Source organism: Thioclava sp. IC9, from assembly GCF_002213225.1.
GTDB classification, from domain to species: domain Bacteria; phylum Pseudomonadota; class Alphaproteobacteria; order Rhodobacterales; family Rhodobacteraceae; genus Thioclava; species Thioclava nitratireducens.
The window spans coordinates 305,082-320,675 of sequence record NZ_NBNX01000002.1; the positions used below are offsets into that span (position 1 = coordinate 305,082).

General features: G+C 65.8%; 17 protein-coding genes and 2 tRNA genes. 8 read left to right on the forward strand and 11 right to left on the reverse strand.

Annotation, left to right across the window (positions count from 1 at the left end; genetic code table 11):
• Positions 1-34: 34 nt before the first annotated feature.
• Together hrpB and B6V76_RS06930 are read right to left on the reverse strand one after the other, a co-directional pair.
• Positions 35-2,485, reverse strand: coding sequence for an ATP-dependent helicase HrpB (gene hrpB / locus B6V76_RS06925; RefSeq protein WP_240497815.1), 2,451 nt, complete (start codon positions 2,483-2,485; stop codon positions 35-37).
• A gap of 7 nt (positions 2,486-2,492) precedes the next feature.
• The gene (locus tag B6V76_RS06930) at positions 2,493-3,245 is read right to left on the reverse strand and encodes a DUF3108 domain-containing protein (RefSeq protein WP_088719092.1); all 753 of its coding nucleotides are present in this window, start codon (positions 3,243-3,245) and stop codon (positions 2,493-2,495) included.
• A 130-nt stretch (positions 3,246-3,375) separates the two neighbouring features.
• On the opposite strand from B6V76_RS06930, the gene meaB reads away from it, so the two are divergent.
• The gene (gene meaB / locus B6V76_RS06935; protein WP_088727030.1) at positions 3,376-4,362 is read left to right on the forward strand and encodes a methylmalonyl Co-A mutase-associated GTPase MeaB; all 987 of its coding nucleotides are present in this window, start codon (positions 3,376-3,378) and stop codon (positions 4,360-4,362) included.
• A gap of 17 nt (positions 4,363-4,379) precedes the next feature.
• Here the strand turns inward: meaB and B6V76_RS06940 are convergent, their stop codons facing one another.
• The 5 genes from B6V76_RS06940 to B6V76_RS06960 form a co-directional block, all read right to left on the reverse strand.
• On the reverse strand, positions 4,380-4,940 hold the full coding sequence (locus B6V76_RS06940) for a copper chaperone PCu(A)C (RefSeq protein ID WP_075776202.1): 561 nt from the start codon (positions 4,938-4,940) through the stop codon (positions 4,380-4,382).
• A gap of 39 nt (positions 4,941-4,979) precedes the next feature.
• Complete coding sequence (locus B6V76_RS06945; RefSeq protein WP_088719094.1) at positions 4,980-5,333, reverse strand: hypothetical protein; 354 nt, start codon at positions 5,331-5,333, stop codon at positions 4,980-4,982.
• A gap of 113 nt (positions 5,334-5,446) precedes the next feature.
• A complete protein-coding gene (gene rpmB / locus B6V76_RS06950; RefSeq protein ID WP_075776204.1) occupies positions 5,447-5,734 on the reverse strand; it encodes a 50S ribosomal protein L28 in 288 nt (95 codons plus the stop codon).
• Between the two features lie 182 nt (positions 5,735-5,916).
• Positions 5,917-6,573: a GntR family transcriptional regulator gene (locus B6V76_RS06955; RefSeq protein ID WP_075776205.1), complete on the reverse strand. Its 657-nt coding sequence runs from the start codon at positions 6,571-6,573 to the stop codon at positions 5,917-5,919.
• Between the two features lie 31 nt (positions 6,574-6,604).
• On the reverse strand, positions 6,605-7,306 hold the full coding sequence (locus B6V76_RS06960) for a SprT family zinc-dependent metalloprotease (RefSeq protein ID WP_088719095.1): 702 nt from the start codon (positions 7,304-7,306) through the stop codon (positions 6,605-6,607).
• 137 nt (positions 7,307-7,443) lie between these two features.
• Here B6V76_RS06960 and B6V76_RS06965 point away from each other — a divergent pair, with 137 nt between their 5' ends.
• A complete protein-coding gene (locus B6V76_RS06965) occupies positions 7,444-7,770 on the forward strand; it encodes an FYDLN acid domain-containing protein (RefSeq protein ID WP_075776207.1) in 327 nt (108 codons plus the stop codon).
• 261 nt (positions 7,771-8,031) lie between these two features.
• Positions 8,032-8,107: transfer RNA gene (locus B6V76_RS06970), tRNA-Ala, on the forward strand.
• A 510-nt stretch (positions 8,108-8,617) separates the two neighbouring features.
• Here B6V76_RS06970 and B6V76_RS06975 read toward each other — a convergent pair.
• The 4 genes from B6V76_RS06975 to B6V76_RS06990 all read right to left on the reverse strand — a co-directional run bounded on the left by B6V76_RS06975 (position 8,618) and on the right by B6V76_RS06990 (position 11,686).
• A complete protein-coding gene (locus B6V76_RS06975) occupies positions 8,618-9,586 on the reverse strand; it encodes a class 1 fructose-bisphosphatase (RefSeq protein ID WP_088727031.1) in 969 nt (322 codons plus the stop codon).
• Between the two features lie 61 nt (positions 9,587-9,647).
• Positions 9,648-9,911, reverse strand: coding sequence for an RpiB/LacA/LacB family sugar-phosphate isomerase (locus B6V76_RS20125; RefSeq protein ID WP_240497816.1), 264 nt, complete (start codon positions 9,909-9,911; stop codon positions 9,648-9,650).
• 127 nt (positions 9,912-10,038) lie between these two features.
• Positions 10,039-10,115: transfer RNA gene (locus B6V76_RS06985), tRNA-Arg, on the reverse strand.
• 146 nt (positions 10,116-10,261) lie between these two features.
• Positions 10,262-11,686 (reverse strand): HAMP domain-containing sensor histidine kinase, encoded by a 1,425-nt coding sequence (locus tag B6V76_RS06990; RefSeq protein WP_075776230.1) that lies wholly within the window; start codon positions 11,684-11,686, stop codon positions 10,262-10,264.
• Between the two features lie 305 nt (positions 11,687-11,991).
• On the opposite strand from B6V76_RS06990, the gene rpmH reads away from it, so the two are divergent.
• From rpmH to B6V76_RS07015, 5 genes are all read left to right on the forward strand, one after another.
• Entirely contained in the window at positions 11,992-12,126 is a 135-nt protein-coding gene (rpmH, locus tag B6V76_RS06995) for a 50S ribosomal protein L34 (RefSeq protein WP_075776231.1), read from the forward strand.
• 130 nt (positions 12,127-12,256) lie between these two features.
• Positions 12,257-12,685 carry a ribonuclease P protein component gene (gene rnpA / locus B6V76_RS07000; RefSeq protein WP_077701152.1) on the forward strand — a complete coding sequence of 143 codons (429 nt, stop codon included), beginning with the start codon at positions 12,257-12,259 and terminating at the stop codon, positions 12,683-12,685.
• A complete protein-coding gene (yidD, locus tag B6V76_RS07005; RefSeq protein ID WP_088727032.1) occupies positions 12,682-12,972 on the forward strand; it encodes a membrane protein insertion efficiency factor YidD in 291 nt (96 codons plus the stop codon). The genes rnpA and yidD overlap by 4 nt, the downstream gene beginning before the upstream one ends.
• Entirely contained in the window at positions 12,965-13,846 is an 882-nt protein-coding gene (gene ttcA, locus B6V76_RS07010; protein ID WP_088719098.1) for a tRNA 2-thiocytidine(32) synthetase TtcA, read from the forward strand. Before yidD ends, ttcA begins: the two co-directional genes overlap by 8 nt.
• Positions 13,847-13,927: 81 nt before the next feature.
• Entirely contained in the window at positions 13,928-15,547 is a 1,620-nt protein-coding gene (locus tag B6V76_RS07015; RefSeq protein ID WP_088727033.1) for a GGDEF domain-containing protein, read from the forward strand.
• The last annotated feature ends 47 nt before the right edge of the window (positions 15,548-15,594 follow it).

The following is a 15,594-nucleotide window of genomic DNA, read 5'->3' on the forward strand; positions in this document are numbered from 1 at the left end:
CTCTCGTAGGGTCAATCCGCGCGATGCGCATGGCTCACTTGCGCGGCTTCGCCCGCAGCGTCGGATCGGCCTCGCGCGGGTCCTCGGGCCACGGGTGTTTGGGGTAGCGCCCTCGCATATCCTTGCGCACATCGGCGTAAGAGCCCTCCCAGAACCCGGGCAGGTCCATCGTGACCTGAATGGGTTTGTGGCCGGGTGACAGCAGCGTGATCCTGAGCGGCAGGCGTTTCGGGCCGACCGTCGGATGGGTGGTGACGCCGAACATCTCCTGCAGACGGATCTCGATGCCCGGCGCCTCGCCAGCGTAGTCAATGGGCACACGACGGCCGAGCGGAGTTTCGAAATGCGCGGGGGCAAGACGGTCCACCAGCTGCATCTGCTCCCAGTCGAGCGCTGCGCGCAGCGGATCGGTGAGGTCGAGCTTGCGCAGGTCGGCCTCGGTCCTTGCCTTGCCGAGATAGGGCAGAAGCCAGTTCTCGGCGGAGGCCAAAAGCCCCTCATCGGAGAAATCGGGCAGATCGGCCCCCTGCCCGCGCAGCAGCTCCACCCGCGCCTTCAGCCGGCGCGCCGCCGCGCCCATCGGCAGGCCGATCTGGCGCAATCCTGCCAGCGCGCCTTGTGCCACCGCCTCGCGCGGGGCGTCTTTCCACACGCGATCGTCGAGGACCAGCGCGCCGAACCGCTCCTGCTTGCGCGCGATCACGCGGCCCTCTCGCTTGGACCAGTCGCAGACATCCTGCCATGCGATCTGATCCGCGTAGAGGCGACGAAGCTCGGCCTCGGAGATCGCGATGCCTTGGCGCACTTTCGCCTCGCGCGGATCGCCGTCTAGATCGCTCACCACGATGAGGCGTTGCGCGCCCAGCGGATCCCCTTCGGCCACCACCGCCCCTTTGCCGCCCGAGAGCACGTAGCGCGGCGCATCCCCCTTGCGGCGAAGCCCCACACGGTCAGGGTAAGCGAGCGCGAGTTGCTCGGCGGAGGAATAGGTCTCGGGCGCTGCAGTGGCGAGGCGGGCCAGCCGCTTCGCCTCGGATCGGATACGCTCGATTGTGCCGCGATGGGGCGTATAGGGGTGGTGCGCCTCGAAGCGCTTCGGGTCGCGAATTGCGCTGAGGCGCAGCGTCAGGTCAGCGGGCGCGACACGCAGCGGATCGCGTTCGGCCAGAAGGGCAGCAAGCGGTGCCGCCTCGGGGCCCGCGGTCAGCAGCATGTGCCCGAGGCGCGGGTGCAGCGGCAGTTTGGCGAGCTTGCGCCCGTGTTCCGTGATCAGCCCCGATTTCAGCGCGCCGAGTTCTTCCAGCAAAGCGCGCGCCTCGGCCATCGCAGGTGCAGGCGGCGGCGTCAGGAAAGCCAGATCGCCACCATCTGTGCCCCAGACAGCGAGTTCCAGCGCAAGTCCGGTCAGGTCGGCGATCTCGATCTCGGGCGGGGCGAAGGCGGGCAGCGCGCCCTCCGCGCCCTTGGTCCATAGCCGGTAGCAGATACCTTCGGCCACGCGGCCCGCGCGGCCCCGGCGCTGCTCGGCCTCGGCGCGGGAGACGGGTTCGGTGACCAGCCTCGCCATGCCGGAGCCCGGGTCGAACCGCGCCCGACGTGCGCGGCCGCCGTCGATCACGACGCGGATGTCTTCGATCGTCAGAGAGGTTTCCGCTATGGCTGTGGCGAGCACCAGTTTGCGGCCCGAAGGCGCGGGCGCGATGGCGGCGCGTTGGGCGGCGAATTCCATCGCGCCGAACAGCGGACGGATCGCGATGTCATCGGCCAAGCGGCCCTTCAGCAGCCCTTCGACGCGGCGTATTTCACCCTCGCCCGGCAGGAAGGCCAGAAGGCTCCCGTCGGTGGCCTCCGCGGCCTCGGTGATCAGCCCAGCCATCGCGGCCTCGAACCGCATCGAACTATCCACCGGACGGTCCAGCCAGCGCGTCTCGACCGGAAAGGCCCGCCCCTCCGACACCACGATCGGCGCGTCGTCGAGCAATGCCGCCACCGGCTCTGCATCGAGCGTGGCCGACATCACCACCAGCGCCAGATCGGGCCTGAGCGCGCCGCGCACCTCCCATGTCAGCGCCAGCCCCAAGTCTGCGTTCAGCGAGCGTTCATGGAATTCGTCGAAGATCACGCAACCGATGCCGGTCAATTCCGGGTCAGATTGCAGCACGCGCGTCAGGATGCCTTCAGTAACGACCTCTATCCGCGTGGATTTCGAGACCTTCGCCTCGCCCCGGATGCGGTAGCCGACCGTCTCGCCGACCTTTTCGCCCAAAGTGTCCGCCATACGCTCGGCGGCAGCGCGCGCGGCCAGACGGCGCGGCTCCAGCATGACGATCCGGCCCTCGATCTGGTCGAGCAGCGCGAGGGGCACGCGGGTCGTCTTGCCCGCGCCCGGCGGCGCCATCAGCACCGCGCGGCCATGCGATGACAGCGCCGCCCGCAGATCGGGCAGCACCACGTCGATCGGAAGAGAAAAGCGGTCTGTGTTCACCCGACCCTTATTGCCGAGTGAGGCGGCCTTTTCCATAGAGCGTGTCGGTCTCGATCTTGTCGACCTGCAAACCGCCATTCGGGCTCGGCTCGTAATAGAGGGTGAAGGCGAAGCGGGACTTTTCCTTCATGTCCTTCTCGGAGAAGCCCGCGAGGCGGCGATATTCGCCCGAACAGACGATGTTCTTGCCATCGGGCTTGGGCTCGAAGAGCCGCACCTGCGAGCGCCGCGCGCCGTCATACATCTTCACGTCGAGCTTGCAGGCCTCGTCGCGCGGCACGTCGCGCAGCACCGCATAGAGCGCCGTCAGCGGGTCGACCGTGCCGCCCTGTTTCGCGGGATCGACATCCCGGGGCGAGGGCTTGCGCGGTGGCTGCTGACTGACGGAAACCGGCGTGCCGTTATTGTAGATGATCTGGTGCTTGGACTTGCGTCCCGGTGCGTCGTCGACCTCTGAATATTTCATCGGGGTGAACTTCTGACCGTCATAGAGGCCGGAGACACTGGCCGAAAACTTGATTTTCCGCAGCAGCCCCACGAGGCCCGCCGTCTGCAACACGCCGTTCGCGCCATAGGCACCGTCGGTGATCTTGCCGTTGATCGCCAGCTCACCCGCGCGGATGCCCTTGAGCACCACGTCGAAGACGATCTTGTCGCTCTGATCGGCGCGCGCCGGCGCCGCGCCCAAGGGCGCGACTAGCAACGCGGCGCTCAGCATCGCAGCCACCGGGCGCGACGCAAGGCTCGATAGAAATCTCATTGGCATCCTCTTGTCAGGAATTTCCCATTCGCTCTGGACATAGGTCGCAGGGTGCAGGCAAGTAACCGATAAGTCTTCACGTCTGATGTCATTTTTGACACGAATACCCAAAATCAGCGAAAGCCCGCCGATGACCGATCAAAGCCCCGCCGACCTAGCTCCGCGCATTCTCGCCTCCGATCGTCGCGCCCTGGCGCGTGCGATCACGCTGGTGGAATCCGGACGGGCGGAGCATCGCGCGCAAGCGGTCGAACTGCTCGATACGCTCGCAGGTGAAGGGCGTCAGGCGCTGCGGATCGGGCTTTCGGGCACGCCGGGAGTGGGCAAATCGACTTTCATCGAAGCCTTCGGGATGATGCTGACCGGCAAGGGGTTGAAGGTCGCCGTGCTGGCGGTCGATCCGTCCTCGGCCCGCTCCGGCGGCTCGATCCTCGGTGACAAGACCCGTATGGAACGTCTGTCGCGCGATCCCAACGCCTTCATCCGCCCCTCGCCCTCACAAGCGCATCTCGGCGGCGTCGCGCGACGCACCCGCGAAGCGGTGAGCCTCTGCGAGGCGGCGGGCTTCGACGTCGTGCTGATAGAGACCGTGGGCGTCGGCCAGTCCGAGACGCTGGTAGCCGAGATGGTCGACCTGTTCGTTCTGCTGATGGCCCCGGCTGGCGGCGATGAGCTGCAGGGCGTCAAGCGCGGCATCATGGAGATGGCCGACCTGATCTTGGTGAACAAGGCGGATGGCGATCTGAAACCGGCCGCCATGCGGACGGTCTCGGATTACTCGGGCGCGCTGCGGCTGCTGCGCAAGCGCCCGCAGGACCCCGAGGGTTTCCCGAAGGCGCTGCCGGTCTCGGCCATGGAGGAGAACGGGCTGGAGAAAGCATGGGAAGAAATGACCGCGCTAGCCGAATGGCGCCGCGCGAACGGGCATTTCGATCAGCGCCGCGCCGAGCAGGCGCGGCACTGGTTCGAGGCTGAGGTCCGCGAAGGGCTCCTCGCGCGGTTGCGCCAGGATCCGGAGATCCGGGCGAAAATGCGCGAATTGGGCGACGCGGTGGCCAGCGGTGAAAGCGCGGCCTCTGCAGCTGCGGCCGTGATGCTGGAGCAGTTGGGCGGCTGAGCGCCGCCCTGCCCGGCTTACATATCGCCTTCTTTCTTATCCATGGTGGGCTCGGTATGTTCCGGCTCGCCGTGGGTCACGTCTTCATGTGAAATCTCCGGTGTGGAGACAGGCGCGGGATCCTGCGCAGTCTCGGTCGGCTGATCGCGGCTCAGATCGACCGGGACGTCGACGACCATCAGTCCGGTTTTCTCGAAACGCAGATTGAGCGTGACCATGTCACCCTGATGGAGCGACTGCTTCAGCCCCATGAACATGACGTGATCGCCGCCGCGCTGCAGGACATGCTCGCCCTTGGCGGGAACCTCGAAGCCTTCCTTGACTTCGAGCATCTGCATCGCGCCGTTCGGCCCCTGCTTGTGCGTATGCAGTTCGACACGCGCGGCAACGTTCGAGCTGACCGAGACGAGCCGGTCGTCGAGATCGGAGATGTTCTTGATCTCCATGAAGGCCGCCGCCGATTTCGACATCGGGGTCGAGACCCGGACATAAGGGTCGATGATCTGGATCTGGTCAGCGGCGAAGGCGGGGAGAGCGACGGCGATCAGCGCCGCGCTCATCAGGTATTTGCGGATCATTCATGTCTCCTGAGGGTGTATTCGTCTGAAGGCTGGGGATCAGACGGCTGCAGGCGGACCACGGGCGCGCGGCACCACGAAGGCCTGCGCCTGCGCGCTCTCGAGCTCGACCGTCTCGAGCCTGCGCCCCTCGCCCTGCGGCGGAGTCGGCAGGGCCGGCGCGACCGCGACGGCGGCCATCATCGCCAGCACCATGTCGGGACAGAGATGCACGGGGCCAGTCGGGTTGCCCTCGGCATCGACGCTGATCGTGGTCACGCCATAGCCGGTGCAGATCACCACCTCGCCCGCGACACGCGCCTGCCCGCGCGCAACCGCCATCGTCATGCTGGTCATGGCCAGCACGAGCGCCGCGACGATCCCGATCAGTAGCTTGAAGCGCGTCCTCCACATGGCGCTCACACTAGCGTGAGGATGTGACGATGGGAATGCGACAGTTCAGCCGAACAAAGCAAAAACCCCGCGCCTCGGCGCGGGGTTCTCGAAAATTCCGATCCGGAAAGGGATCAGGCGGCAGCCTGAGCTTTCGCGATCGCTTTCTTGATCTTCAGAGCGTTCACCGAGAGGTCCGCATCCTTCGCCTTGGCGAGGAACGCGTCGAGACCGCCGCGATGGTCCACCGAGCGCATGCCGGCTGCGGAAACGCGCAGCTTGAAGCTCTGGCCCAGAGTATCCGAGATCAGGGAAACATCGTTCAGGTTCGGCAGGAAGCGACGACGCGACTTGTTGTTCGCGTGGCTCACTTTGTTGCCCGTCGTGGGGCCCTTGCCGGTCAGTTCGCAAACGCGCGACATGGCATTCTTCCTTCGTTTCTTACCTGGCCGAAGTTACGCGAATCGCGCGCCCGGCCCCAACATGAAAAGGCGCCGCTTGGCAGCGCCCGAAAATCTGTTGGCGCGGAATACGGCCAATGGGGCCTCGCGTCAAGTCGCCCAGGCCGATTTTATACACCTTCCCCACCGCTTCAGGGGCGGTTTCACCACCCGCGCTGAGCCAGATGGCGCAAACCCTGGGTCACATCGGTGCGCACGGCCAATCTCAGCGCCGGTTCGTCGCCCGCCCGCAGAGCGGAGAGAATCATCCGGTGATGGCGCGGCGGCTCGTTGCGCTGCAGCTTGGTATAGACCGCGCGCATCGTCGGCCCCAGCTGCAGCCAGACGGTCTCGATCACCGCGAGCATCGCGGGCGCCTGCGCGCGCAGATAGAGCGTGCGGTGGAATTCGAGGTTGGTGCGGATGTAGCCGACCGCATCCTGTTTCGCGACGGCCTCGGCATTGGCGACGTTGATCGCACCGAGACGGTCGATCAGCGCGAGGTGGGCGCGCGGCAGGGCACGGGCCGACAGTTCCGGCTCGATCAGCGCCCGCAGCGCGGCCAGTTCCTCGATCCGTTCGTTGGACAGCTCCGGCGTGGTTACCCGCCCCGAACTCGACAGCGTCAGCGCGCCTTCCGCAACCAGCCGCCGCAGCGCCTCGCGCGCGGGGGTCATGGAGACACCGTATTGCTTGCCCAACCCCCGCAACGTCAGCGCAGTGCCCGGCAGCAACTCCCCCACCATGATCTGCTGGCGCAAAGTGCGGTACAGCCGATCATGGGCGGCGGTCTCGATGGGGCGTGTGGAAATCGTTGTCATTCGCTTTTTGTGATCACGTTGCCGCCGCGGGTCAATCGCGAAACCGGATCGCATGGAGCGCGGAGCCTTCGCGCTTGAGCCATGCGCGCTCTGCCTTGAAGCTCGGCCGCAGGGATTCGACGACGCGCCAGAAGGCGGGCGAGTGATTCATCTCCTCCAGATGCGCGACCTCATGGGCCGCGACATAATCCAGCACGTCCGGCGGCGCCATGATCAACCGCCAGCTATAGGAGAGCGCTCCGGTCGAGCTGCAGGACCCCCAGCGCGAGCGGGTGTCGCGAATCGTGATCTTCGCGAAGTCACGCCCGATCTCGGAGGCGTAGCGCGCGGTCGCCGCATGCAGCCTCTGACGAGCTGCGTGTTTGAAGAAAGTCTCGACCCGCACGCCCAGCCGTGCCGGGTCTTCGGGCACGAGGAGGCGCGCGCCGTCGATCTTCGGGCTGCGCAGCGACGCGGGTTCGAGCATCAGCATCTGCCCCTGGAAGGGGACAGCTTGTCCGAATCGCACGGCCTGCGCGGGCGGGATCGCCCCAAGCGTCTTGCGCAGCCATTCGGTTTGCGAGCGCGCGAATGCCAGCGCCTCTCGCTCGGACGCGCCCCGCGGGATCGTGAGCGCCACCCGCCCGTCGACCCGCGACACCCGCAATGAGAACCTGCGCGCGCGACCGGAACGGCGCATCACCAACTCCACCTCGGGCAGTTCGGGAATGTGAGGTGGGCGGGACAGGGGCATTCTCCGGCAGGTTCGGTCAAGAGGCGCGGCCATCGGGTCGCAGCCCCACAAGAAAGGCGCGAAAAGGCTTTGACACCCTGCGCGGCATGTGGCAGTTGGCTGCGACTCTGCTGGATATAAGTGCGCAGGAGAATTCCATGCCGAAAGAGGAATGGGGCGTCAAGCGTCTGTGCCCGCATTGCGCGAGCCGCTTTTACGACCTGAATAACGACCCGATGACCTGCCCGGTCTGCAACAACACCTTCACCCTCGAGGCTCTGACCTCGGGCAGCGGTCGCACGCTCGTGACCGACAAGACGTCGTCGCAGAAAGATGACGACGTCAATCTCGACGATGACGATCTCGACGACGATAATGGCGACGTGGATCTCGACGACGATCTGCTCGACGACGACGACGATGACGACAATGTCTCGCTCGATGACATCGCGGATGTCAGCACCGAGGACAAGGAAGACAACTGATCGGCTGGGCTGCTCGGACGAGAGATCAAGGCGCAACGGGAAACCGTCGCGCCTTTTTCTTTTTCCGGACGTGAGGCCGTGCCTTTCCCGCTTCTCCCCTGCCCCGACGCGCGCTCTAAGCCAGCGCCGCTCAGGTGACGCGCGGGAATACGCAGCGGACGAAAATTTCCCCCGCCTTCACAACAAATTCCTCTTGCGCCGCCCCGACGCTTTGCCTATACGCCTCCCCACACAGCGGGGCTGACCCGCTGGACCTCCGGTGGGGCCATAGCTCAGTTGGGAGAGCGCTTGAATGGCATTCAAGAGGTCAGGGGTTCGACTCCCCTTGGCTCCACCAAACAAACTTCCGAAAACGCATCCGGCCACATCGCGCTTGTCGTGAGAAGTTTGCCGTTCGCCGCGCGCCGGCGCGGTCCGGTCGCCGTGCGCTTAGGCTCCCCCGCATAGGGCTTTCTTCCGCCAGCGAACGACACCGTGAGGACGTGGAGTGCGCGCCAACGCAGCCTTGTCGACCTCACTCGGTGCCAGCGCGCGCTTCGTGACGCGACCGACACAGGCGTTGTACTTCGTCGAGTAGCGTCCATCCAGGTCGTCCTTTGCGCGCCGCCAACTCACTCGTGCGCGCGGTCTGTTCGTCGGAGAACGGCCGGCCGCGGACGCGACGATAGCTTCTTCGCGCTGGGGCTCGTAGCCCGTTGCGCGTCTTCGAACGGAAAGCGTGGTTTCTGCGGCATTCCGGGGCCACGGAGAAAATCGCTCAATATGTTGCCGCGCTTGTGGCTGGCCTCGACAGGCGACGCACTCAGCGCGCCGCCAGCAGCTGGCGTAGCGTGATGCGGGCCATAGGTCAGGTCTCCTCCGAAAGATATGTCTTGATGATCTCGACCTCTTCCGCCGCGCCGAACACGAGCGGCACATTCTGGTGCGGCGCCTCCGGCACGAGATCGAGAATGCGCGTTGTGCCATCGGTTGCGCGGCCGCCTGCCGCTTCGATCAGACAGGCGATCGGCACCGCCTCGTAGGCCAGCCGCAGCCGCCCCCCTCGATACCCCTCGCGTCGGTCGGCTGGATAGAGGAATGCGCCGCCTTTCAGCAGGATACGGTGCAATTCACCGACCGCCGCCGCCAGCCAGCGCATGTTGAAATCGCGCCCGCGCGGGCCCTCTGCCCCGGCGCGCAACTCGGCGGCCCAGCGTTGCAGCCCCGGGCTCCAATGGCGCTCGTTAGAGGCGTTGTAGGCAATGGTCGACGCCTTGGGCGACAGCCGGACATCCTGCGCCGTCATGCGGAAGTCCTCGCCGTCATAGGTGGCTATCTGCACCCCCTGCCCGGCCGTGAACCCGAAATCCAGCGAATGTCCGAAGGAGGCATAACCCGCCGCAATCGCCTCCGAGCCCGGACGCCGGAAATCGGCAGGACCGGTCGGGTAGATCGCGAACAGCATCCCGAGCGGCGCGCCGATACCGATCGAGCCCGACCCGTCGATCGGATCGATCGCGAGATCGAATCGGCCTGCCGGGTCGAGCAGTTCGACCTCGTCGGCCTCTTCCGACAGCATGTGCCGCACACCCAGCCCGGCAAGCGCCGCAATGATGTGGTCATGCGCGCCAACATCGAGCGCCTTCTGCACATCGCCGCTCTCATTCTGACCACAGGGCGCGGCCGGATCGCCGGGCAACCTGCCCGCCGCGAGCCGCTGCTCGATCGGCGGCAAGGCATTCGCCAGCGCGGCGATGATCTCTCCAAGCCCGCCAGCAGGCAGGCAGTCACGCAGGTGCGCCGCCTGCGAGGGACGGTCGTTCGGCAAGGTCAGCATGTGGGAATTCCGTCAGTGAGTTGGGACCGGGCGGCGAACCGCCCGACCTTCGGGAGTTCGCTCAGGCGGTCGTGTGATACTTGGCGTCGACCGCGTCAATGGCCTGAACGTTGCCCGCCGATTTCCCCTCGGGATCGAAAGACGAGGCCAGGAAGGCATCGGCGATGTCTTTCGCGAGCTCCGCACCCAAGACCCGCGCGCCCATCGTGATGATATGCGCGTTGTTCGAGATGCCGCAGTCGGTCGCGACGCGCAAAGCCACGCAAATCGCACAGTCGAGCGCGAGGCCGGGTCCCGGCGGCGTGATACTCTGGACACCACGCACCTAAGCCTCTGCCATACGTCATGCGCAACGTCTGGGACTGCAGCCACGCCAGCGCTTGACAGCTATCACCGCGCGCGTAACCGCATCAGTGGCGTGCTGATCATCTATATTTCGGAAGGGAGAGAAATGGCGGACCCGGGACGATTCGAACGCCCGACCCCTTGATTCGTAGTCAAGTGCTCTATCCAGCTGAGCTACGGGTCCGCTTATGTGGGGCGATGTAACGGCCACGTCGGAACGATGCAAGAGCAAATTCGCGGCAATTTCGCAAAACCGTCAAAATTCCCGGATGCCCTCGCGGCAGCCCTGCGGATGGGTGCATCGCTGCCGGCACGTAACCCCGCACGGGCTCAGGAGATTGCGCCGGCGCCCTTCTCGGAGACACAATCCAACGCGACATCGGAGGGCAGGAAGATGCGAAACTCGGTGCCGCTCCCATCGGTCCGAACGAGGTCCAGCCGCCCGCCATGGCCACGAATCAACTCCGCGGCAATAGCGAGGCCGAGCCCCGTACCGCCCGCTCGGGTGCCCCCGGTGAACGGCTTGAAGAGATGTTCGCGGGCGGTCTCGGGCAGTCCGGGGCCACTGTCCTGCACGCGAATCCACCAACCTTCGGAATTCTCGCCTGCGCCGATCTCTACCGTACCGTTCTTTCCGGTGGCCTCGATCGCCTGACGGGCATTGCGCACGAGGTTGTTGAGCACGCGGTAGAGCTGCTCGCGGTCGGCACGGATTACCAGGTTCGGCGGCATGTCGGTGACGAAATCGACGACCGGGCCTTCGCTCGGGTGTTCCTCGTTTTCCAGAACTTCCTGCGCCAGCTCGCCGAACATGAAGCGCGACAGCGTCGGCGGCGGCTCCTTGGCCTTGCCGAAGGCGAGCGTCGTTTCACACAGGTTGATCGCGCGCTCGATCGAGCCGGTCAGCTTCGGCGCCGCGCGCTTCACGCCGGGATCGTCCGAGCTTTCCATACGGTCGGCGAAGAGCTGCGCCGTGGTCAGGATGTTGCGCAGGTCGTGGCTGATCTTGGCGACCGCTTGCCCCAGCTGTGCGAGACGCTCCTTCTGGCGCAGCGACGCGGTGAGCTGCTGCTGCATCGAGGCCAAGGCCTCTTCCGCCACGCGCAGTTCCTCGACGCTGGCCTGCGGGGTTATGATACGCCGCGCGTCTTCGGGCGCGTCCGCGTAGGATGACATATGCGCTACAAGCCGCTTGATCGGCACGACCATCAGGCGCCGCACCAGCAGGAACAGCAGAACGGCGGTGATCACGGAGAAGACCGCCGAGATCGACAGGAGCCGTAGCCCGTATTCCACCATTGCGATCCGCATCGGCTCGGTCGCGAGCGTCACCTCGATCACGATGCCGCCCTTCTGCACCGGCTGCCCCAGCACCCGGATTACGCGATCCTCGGAATCGAAGAGCGCATGCACCGCGTCACGGATGCGCGTCCATTCGGTCGAATCGCGCAAATCGTAGGTTTCGGTCACGGGCGAGGGAATCGGAGAGGACAACACCAGCTGCCGCGCCGCATCTCTGCGCAGCACGACGTTGAAGACGCCCGCGTTGGAGAGCAGTTCCTTTTCCAGATCGGGCGCGATGGTGGTGTCTGTGGTCAGCAGCGCGAGCGAGGCGATTTGCGCCCGCTCGAGTCGCGTAAGAAGATAGTCCTCACGGAAATTCGCTAGCCCCGGCAAAAGGATCAACGCCTCGGCGAGCACCACGAAAACCGTGGTCAGGATCAGAAACCGTCCTGAAAGAGTGTTCACTTTCATCGCCTATCAAACGCAGAGCCGCCCCGCAGCGTCGGCCTGTCCCCTTCACTGTCACTCTTGATGCACCGCCCGTCAGGATGCAAGGATGCCATCCTGCGCGTCAGCCGCTCTTTGTGCACAAGATAGGTGGCTCGCACGAAAGGCAAAACCCCGTGAGCGGTCACGATCCATGCGAAGCGACCGGAAAAGCCGGAAAAAACCCGCTTTCGCGAATTGACTTGCCGGGGAGAGGTCACTAAAGAGCGGCTTCGAAATGCTATCTGGCCCTCGAATCCTGTTTCTGGGCCCGAACCGGAGTGAAAACGATGAAACGCACGTTCCAGCCGTCGAACCTCGTTCGCGCCCGTCGCCACGGCTTCCGCAGCCGCATGGCCACGAAGGGTGGACGCCGGGTTCTCAACGCCCGTCGCGCGAAGGGCCGTAAGCGTCTGTCGGCTTAAGGCCGTTACAGCCGCGACTGGCTTTTGACGCCGCCGGATGCTTTTCGCAGGTCGGGCCCTCGGGTCGGATCGGTGAAAAGACCGGCGGCTTCGCTATTTTGCGCGCCGTTTATTCGCCGGAGGTCCCCTGATGGCCGCCATACGCTCAGATGATCCGACTCGCCCGACCGCGGTTCTGCGGCAGCGGGCGGATTTCCTGAAAGCGGCCTCGGCACAGCGTAAGGGGATGCCCGGCTTTCTGCTGCAGGCGCGCAAACGCCGCGAAGACGAGCCCGTCGCCCCCGATCTGATCCGCGTGGGTTTCACCTGCTCGAAGAAGCTCGGCAATGCGGTGGCGCGCAATCGCGCGAAACGGCGTCTGCGCGAAATCGCCCGCGCCGTTCTGCCCAAGGCGGGTCGGCCGGGCTGGGACTATGTTCTGGTCGGGCGCCCCGAGGCGACCGCAACGCGCGACTTCGCCGCCATGCTGGCCGAATTCGAGACCGTGCTCACGATCATTCACGATTTGCCGATCACCCCGCCGCGGCCGCGCAAACCCAAGGGGAGCAAACGCAAATGAGCCCCCTCGCCCGAATCCTCGCCCTCCCGGTTCATGCCTATCGCTTGCTGCTCAGCCCCTGGATGGGGCACGGCTGCCGCTACCAGCCGACCTGTTCGTCCTATGCGCTCGAAGCGCTCGAACGGCATGGTGCGGTGAAGGGGGGATGGCTTGCCGGGAAACGGCTCCTGAGCTGCCACCCCTGGGGCGGGCATGGCTACGACCCGGTGCCTGGCGCCGATCCCGAACATGACGCCGCCCATCGTTGCGCCCATGCGCATGACGCGAAGGACACTCCAGATGCTTGATGACGAAGACAGCCCGATCCATCCGCTTTTCGCGGGCGCACCCTCGACGACCGAGTTCAAGAAACTGCGCAAGCGCATCGTGCGCGAAACCCGCGAGGCGATCGAGAAATACGGCATGATCGAACGCGGTCAACGCTGGCTGGTCTGCCTGTCGGGCGGCAAGGACAGCTACACGCTGCTGGCCGTGCTGCACGAGCTGCAATGGCGCGGGCTGCTGCCGGTGGAGCTGCTGGCCTGCAATCTCGATCAGGGCCAGCCGGGCTTCCCCGCGACCGTGCTTCCGGAATTCCTCGAGAAGATGGGCGTGCCGCACCGGATCGAATATCAGGACACCTATTCGATCGTGATGGACAAGGTCCCGCAGGGCCGCACCTATTGCGCGCTTTGCTCGCGGCTGCGGCGCGGCAACCTCTATCGCATCGCGCGCGAGGAAGGCTGCTCGGCCGTCGTGCTGGGTCATCACCGCGACGACATTCTCGAGACTTTCTTCATGAACCTGTTCCACGGCTCGCGCCTCGCGACGATGCCGCCCAAACTGCTGAATGAGGAAGGCGATCTCTTCGTCTATCGACCGCTCGCCTTCGTCGCGGAGGAAGATTGCGAGAAATTCGCCCGCGCGATGGACTATCCGATCATCCCTTGCGATCTCTGCGGCTCTCAGGACGGGCTGCAGCGCCAGCAGGTGAAGATGATGCTCGACGGCTGGGAGAAGAACGCCCCCGGCCGCCGCAACAAGATGTTCAAGGCGCTACTCAACGCGCGCCCCTCGCACCTGTGCGACCCCGCGATCTTCGATTTCGCGGGGCTCGAGCGGCGCGCGGAGAGTGAAGCGGATTTTAACGAAAACGTCCCGGTTTTGCGCGAGCGCGATTAACCGGCTGAATACCAATTGCGCCTAACCTCGCCGGCGAAGGGGGCTCCTGAGGGGCCTGCATGTGCCACGGGGGTAGGTGTCATGGGGAAGGACGGGGGCAAGCGCGCCGCCCGCAAATCAGAGCTGCGCGCAAGATATCACGGCAAGCCGGGGCCGGTTCTGCTCCGCCGCGAGATGATCGCCTTCGTACCGGCCTGTGGGCTCGCCCTGCTTTGGGTGGGGCCCGAGGCGATGGTGTTGATCGGCCTTACCGCGCTTCTAGTGGGATGGATGACCCGTCGCCTGCCCGTCCCGCTTGAGACTGACGAGGAAGGCTGCGACCCCGCTACCGGCCTGCCGCCGCCAAATGCCGCGATCTCCGAAATGGCCGCATCCCTGCAGGACGCGCGGGCGCGCAATCGCCCGACCGGCTGCCTGATTCTCGGCCTCGACGCGCCGGAGCAGGCGCTTCGGCGCCTGCCGGCCAGGGACTTCGACCTGCTGCTGCGCCGGATCGGCGAGCGGCTTCAGGGGCAGCTGCGCAGCGGCGACGTAGTCACCCGATGGGAGGGTGCCCGTTTCGCGGTCCTGCTGCGCCCGACGCCACGCCTCGGGCTCGAGGGCATGATCCAGCTTTGCGGGCGCCTGCAGGAAGCGGTAAGCGAGCCTTACTCGATCGCGGCACAGACCGAACAGATCACCATGCATATCGGCTTTCACCTCGTGGGCCGGAGTGATGCGTCTCCTGCCCATCGCGAGGACGCCGCCACGCTGGCCAAGGCCGAAGCGCACGCCCATGCGGAGGCGGAGGCGGCCCTGTCGCGCGCCGAAACCGCCGCCGAGCGCGCGATGCGCAGCGGCCCCGGCGCGATCCGCTCCTCCCGTTCCAACAAGATCGTCATGAAAGAGCCGGGCCCGCACCCGCTATCCGCCAGCGTGAGGGAGGCACTGGAGGCCGGGCATATAAAGGCGTTCTTCCTGCCGCAGATATCCACTGATACCGGGGACATCGTGGGATTTCAGGCAATCCCGCGCTGGCTTCACGCGCAGCGCGGGATCCTGACCGAAAGCGAGATTCTTCCCGCGATCGAAGCTGCAGGGCTCGGCGCGCGCTTCTCCGAGGTGATGCTCTACGCGGCCTTCGGTGCGCTGCGCGACATCTCGCGCGACGGCAGCGACTTCGGCCCGGCCTCGCTGCCATTCCTGCACGGCCAGATGGGCGACCCGAGACTGGCCGAGCGGCTGGCCTGGGAATTCGACCGGTTCGAGATCGCCCCGAACCGGCTGCGGCTGATCGTCCCGCAGGCGATGGTGGCGCGGCTCGACGATCCGGTTTGCTGTCGCACCCTGCACGAAATCAAACGCCTCGGCTGCCTGATCGAACTGGCGGGGTTCGGCTCCGGCCCCGTCTCGGCAGAAACGATCCACCGGCTCGGACCGCAGCGGCTGCGCATCCATCGCTCGCTCACCGCACAGATCGACCACAACACCGAACACCAGCGCCTGACCGCCGCGATCGTATCGATGGCCGAAGGACTGGGGCTGAAAACGCTCGCCGAAGGGGTGCCGGGTATCGCCGAGCACGCGATGCTGTGCCAGCTGGGCTGCTCAGCGGTGCAAGGCCCGGCGATCGCCGCCCCGATGCCGATCAGCGAATTTCTCGATTGGGCAGAACGGCACCGCACCAAGCTCGCCGCGACGCCGCAAATCGGCCGGCGTTGAGCGGCCCCGCAGACCGCGCTCCGCCGCCGCGCGCCCGGCATCGTGAC

Coding starts and splice junctions, on each gene's coding strand:
- yidD (WP_088727032.1), top strand. CDS start 12,682: ATGAGCCCCCTCGCCCGAATCCTCGCCCTCCCGGTTCATGCCTATCGC.
- meaB (WP_088727030.1), top strand. CDS start 3,376: ATGACCGATCAAAGCCCCGCCGACCTAGCTCCGCGCATTCTCGCCTCC.
- B6V76_RS06965 (WP_075776207.1), top strand. CDS start 7,444: ATGCCGAAAGAGGAATGGGGCGTCAAGCGTCTGTGCCCGCATTGCGCG.
- B6V76_RS06955 (WP_075776205.1), bottom strand. CDS start 6,573: ATGACAACGATTTCCACACGCCCCATCGAGACCGCCGCCCATGATCGG.
- B6V76_RS06960 (WP_088719095.1), bottom strand. CDS start 7,306: ATGCCCCTGTCCCGCCCACCTCACATTCCCGAACTGCCCGAGGTGGAG.
- B6V76_RS07015 (WP_088727033.1), top strand. CDS start 13,928: ATGGGGAAGGACGGGGGCAAGCGCGCCGCCCGCAAATCAGAGCTGCGC.
- rpmB (WP_075776204.1), bottom strand. CDS start 5,734: ATGTCGCGCGTTTGCGAACTGACCGGCAAGGGCCCCACGACGGGCAAC.
- B6V76_RS06945 (WP_088719094.1), bottom strand. CDS start 5,333: ATGTGGAGGACGCGCTTCAAGCTACTGATCGGGATCGTCGCGGCGCTC.
- B6V76_RS06930 (WP_088719092.1), bottom strand. CDS start 3,245: ATGAGATTTCTATCGAGCCTTGCGTCGCGCCCGGTGGCTGCGATGCTG.
- rpmH (WP_075776231.1), top strand. CDS start 11,992: ATGAAACGCACGTTCCAGCCGTCGAACCTCGTTCGCGCCCGTCGCCAC.
- ttcA (WP_088719098.1), top strand. CDS start 12,965: ATGCTTGATGACGAAGACAGCCCGATCCATCCGCTTTTCGCGGGCGCA.
- rnpA (WP_077701152.1), top strand. CDS start 12,257: ATGGCCGCCATACGCTCAGATGATCCGACTCGCCCGACCGCGGTTCTG.
- B6V76_RS06975 (WP_088727031.1), bottom strand. CDS start 9,586: ATGCTGACCTTGCCGAACGACCGTCCCTCGCAGGCGGCGCACCTGCGT.
- B6V76_RS06990 (WP_075776230.1), bottom strand. CDS start 11,686: ATGAAAGTGAACACTCTTTCAGGACGGTTTCTGATCCTGACCACGGTT.
- B6V76_RS06940 (WP_075776202.1), bottom strand. CDS start 4,940: ATGATCCGCAAATACCTGATGAGCGCGGCGCTGATCGCCGTCGCTCTC.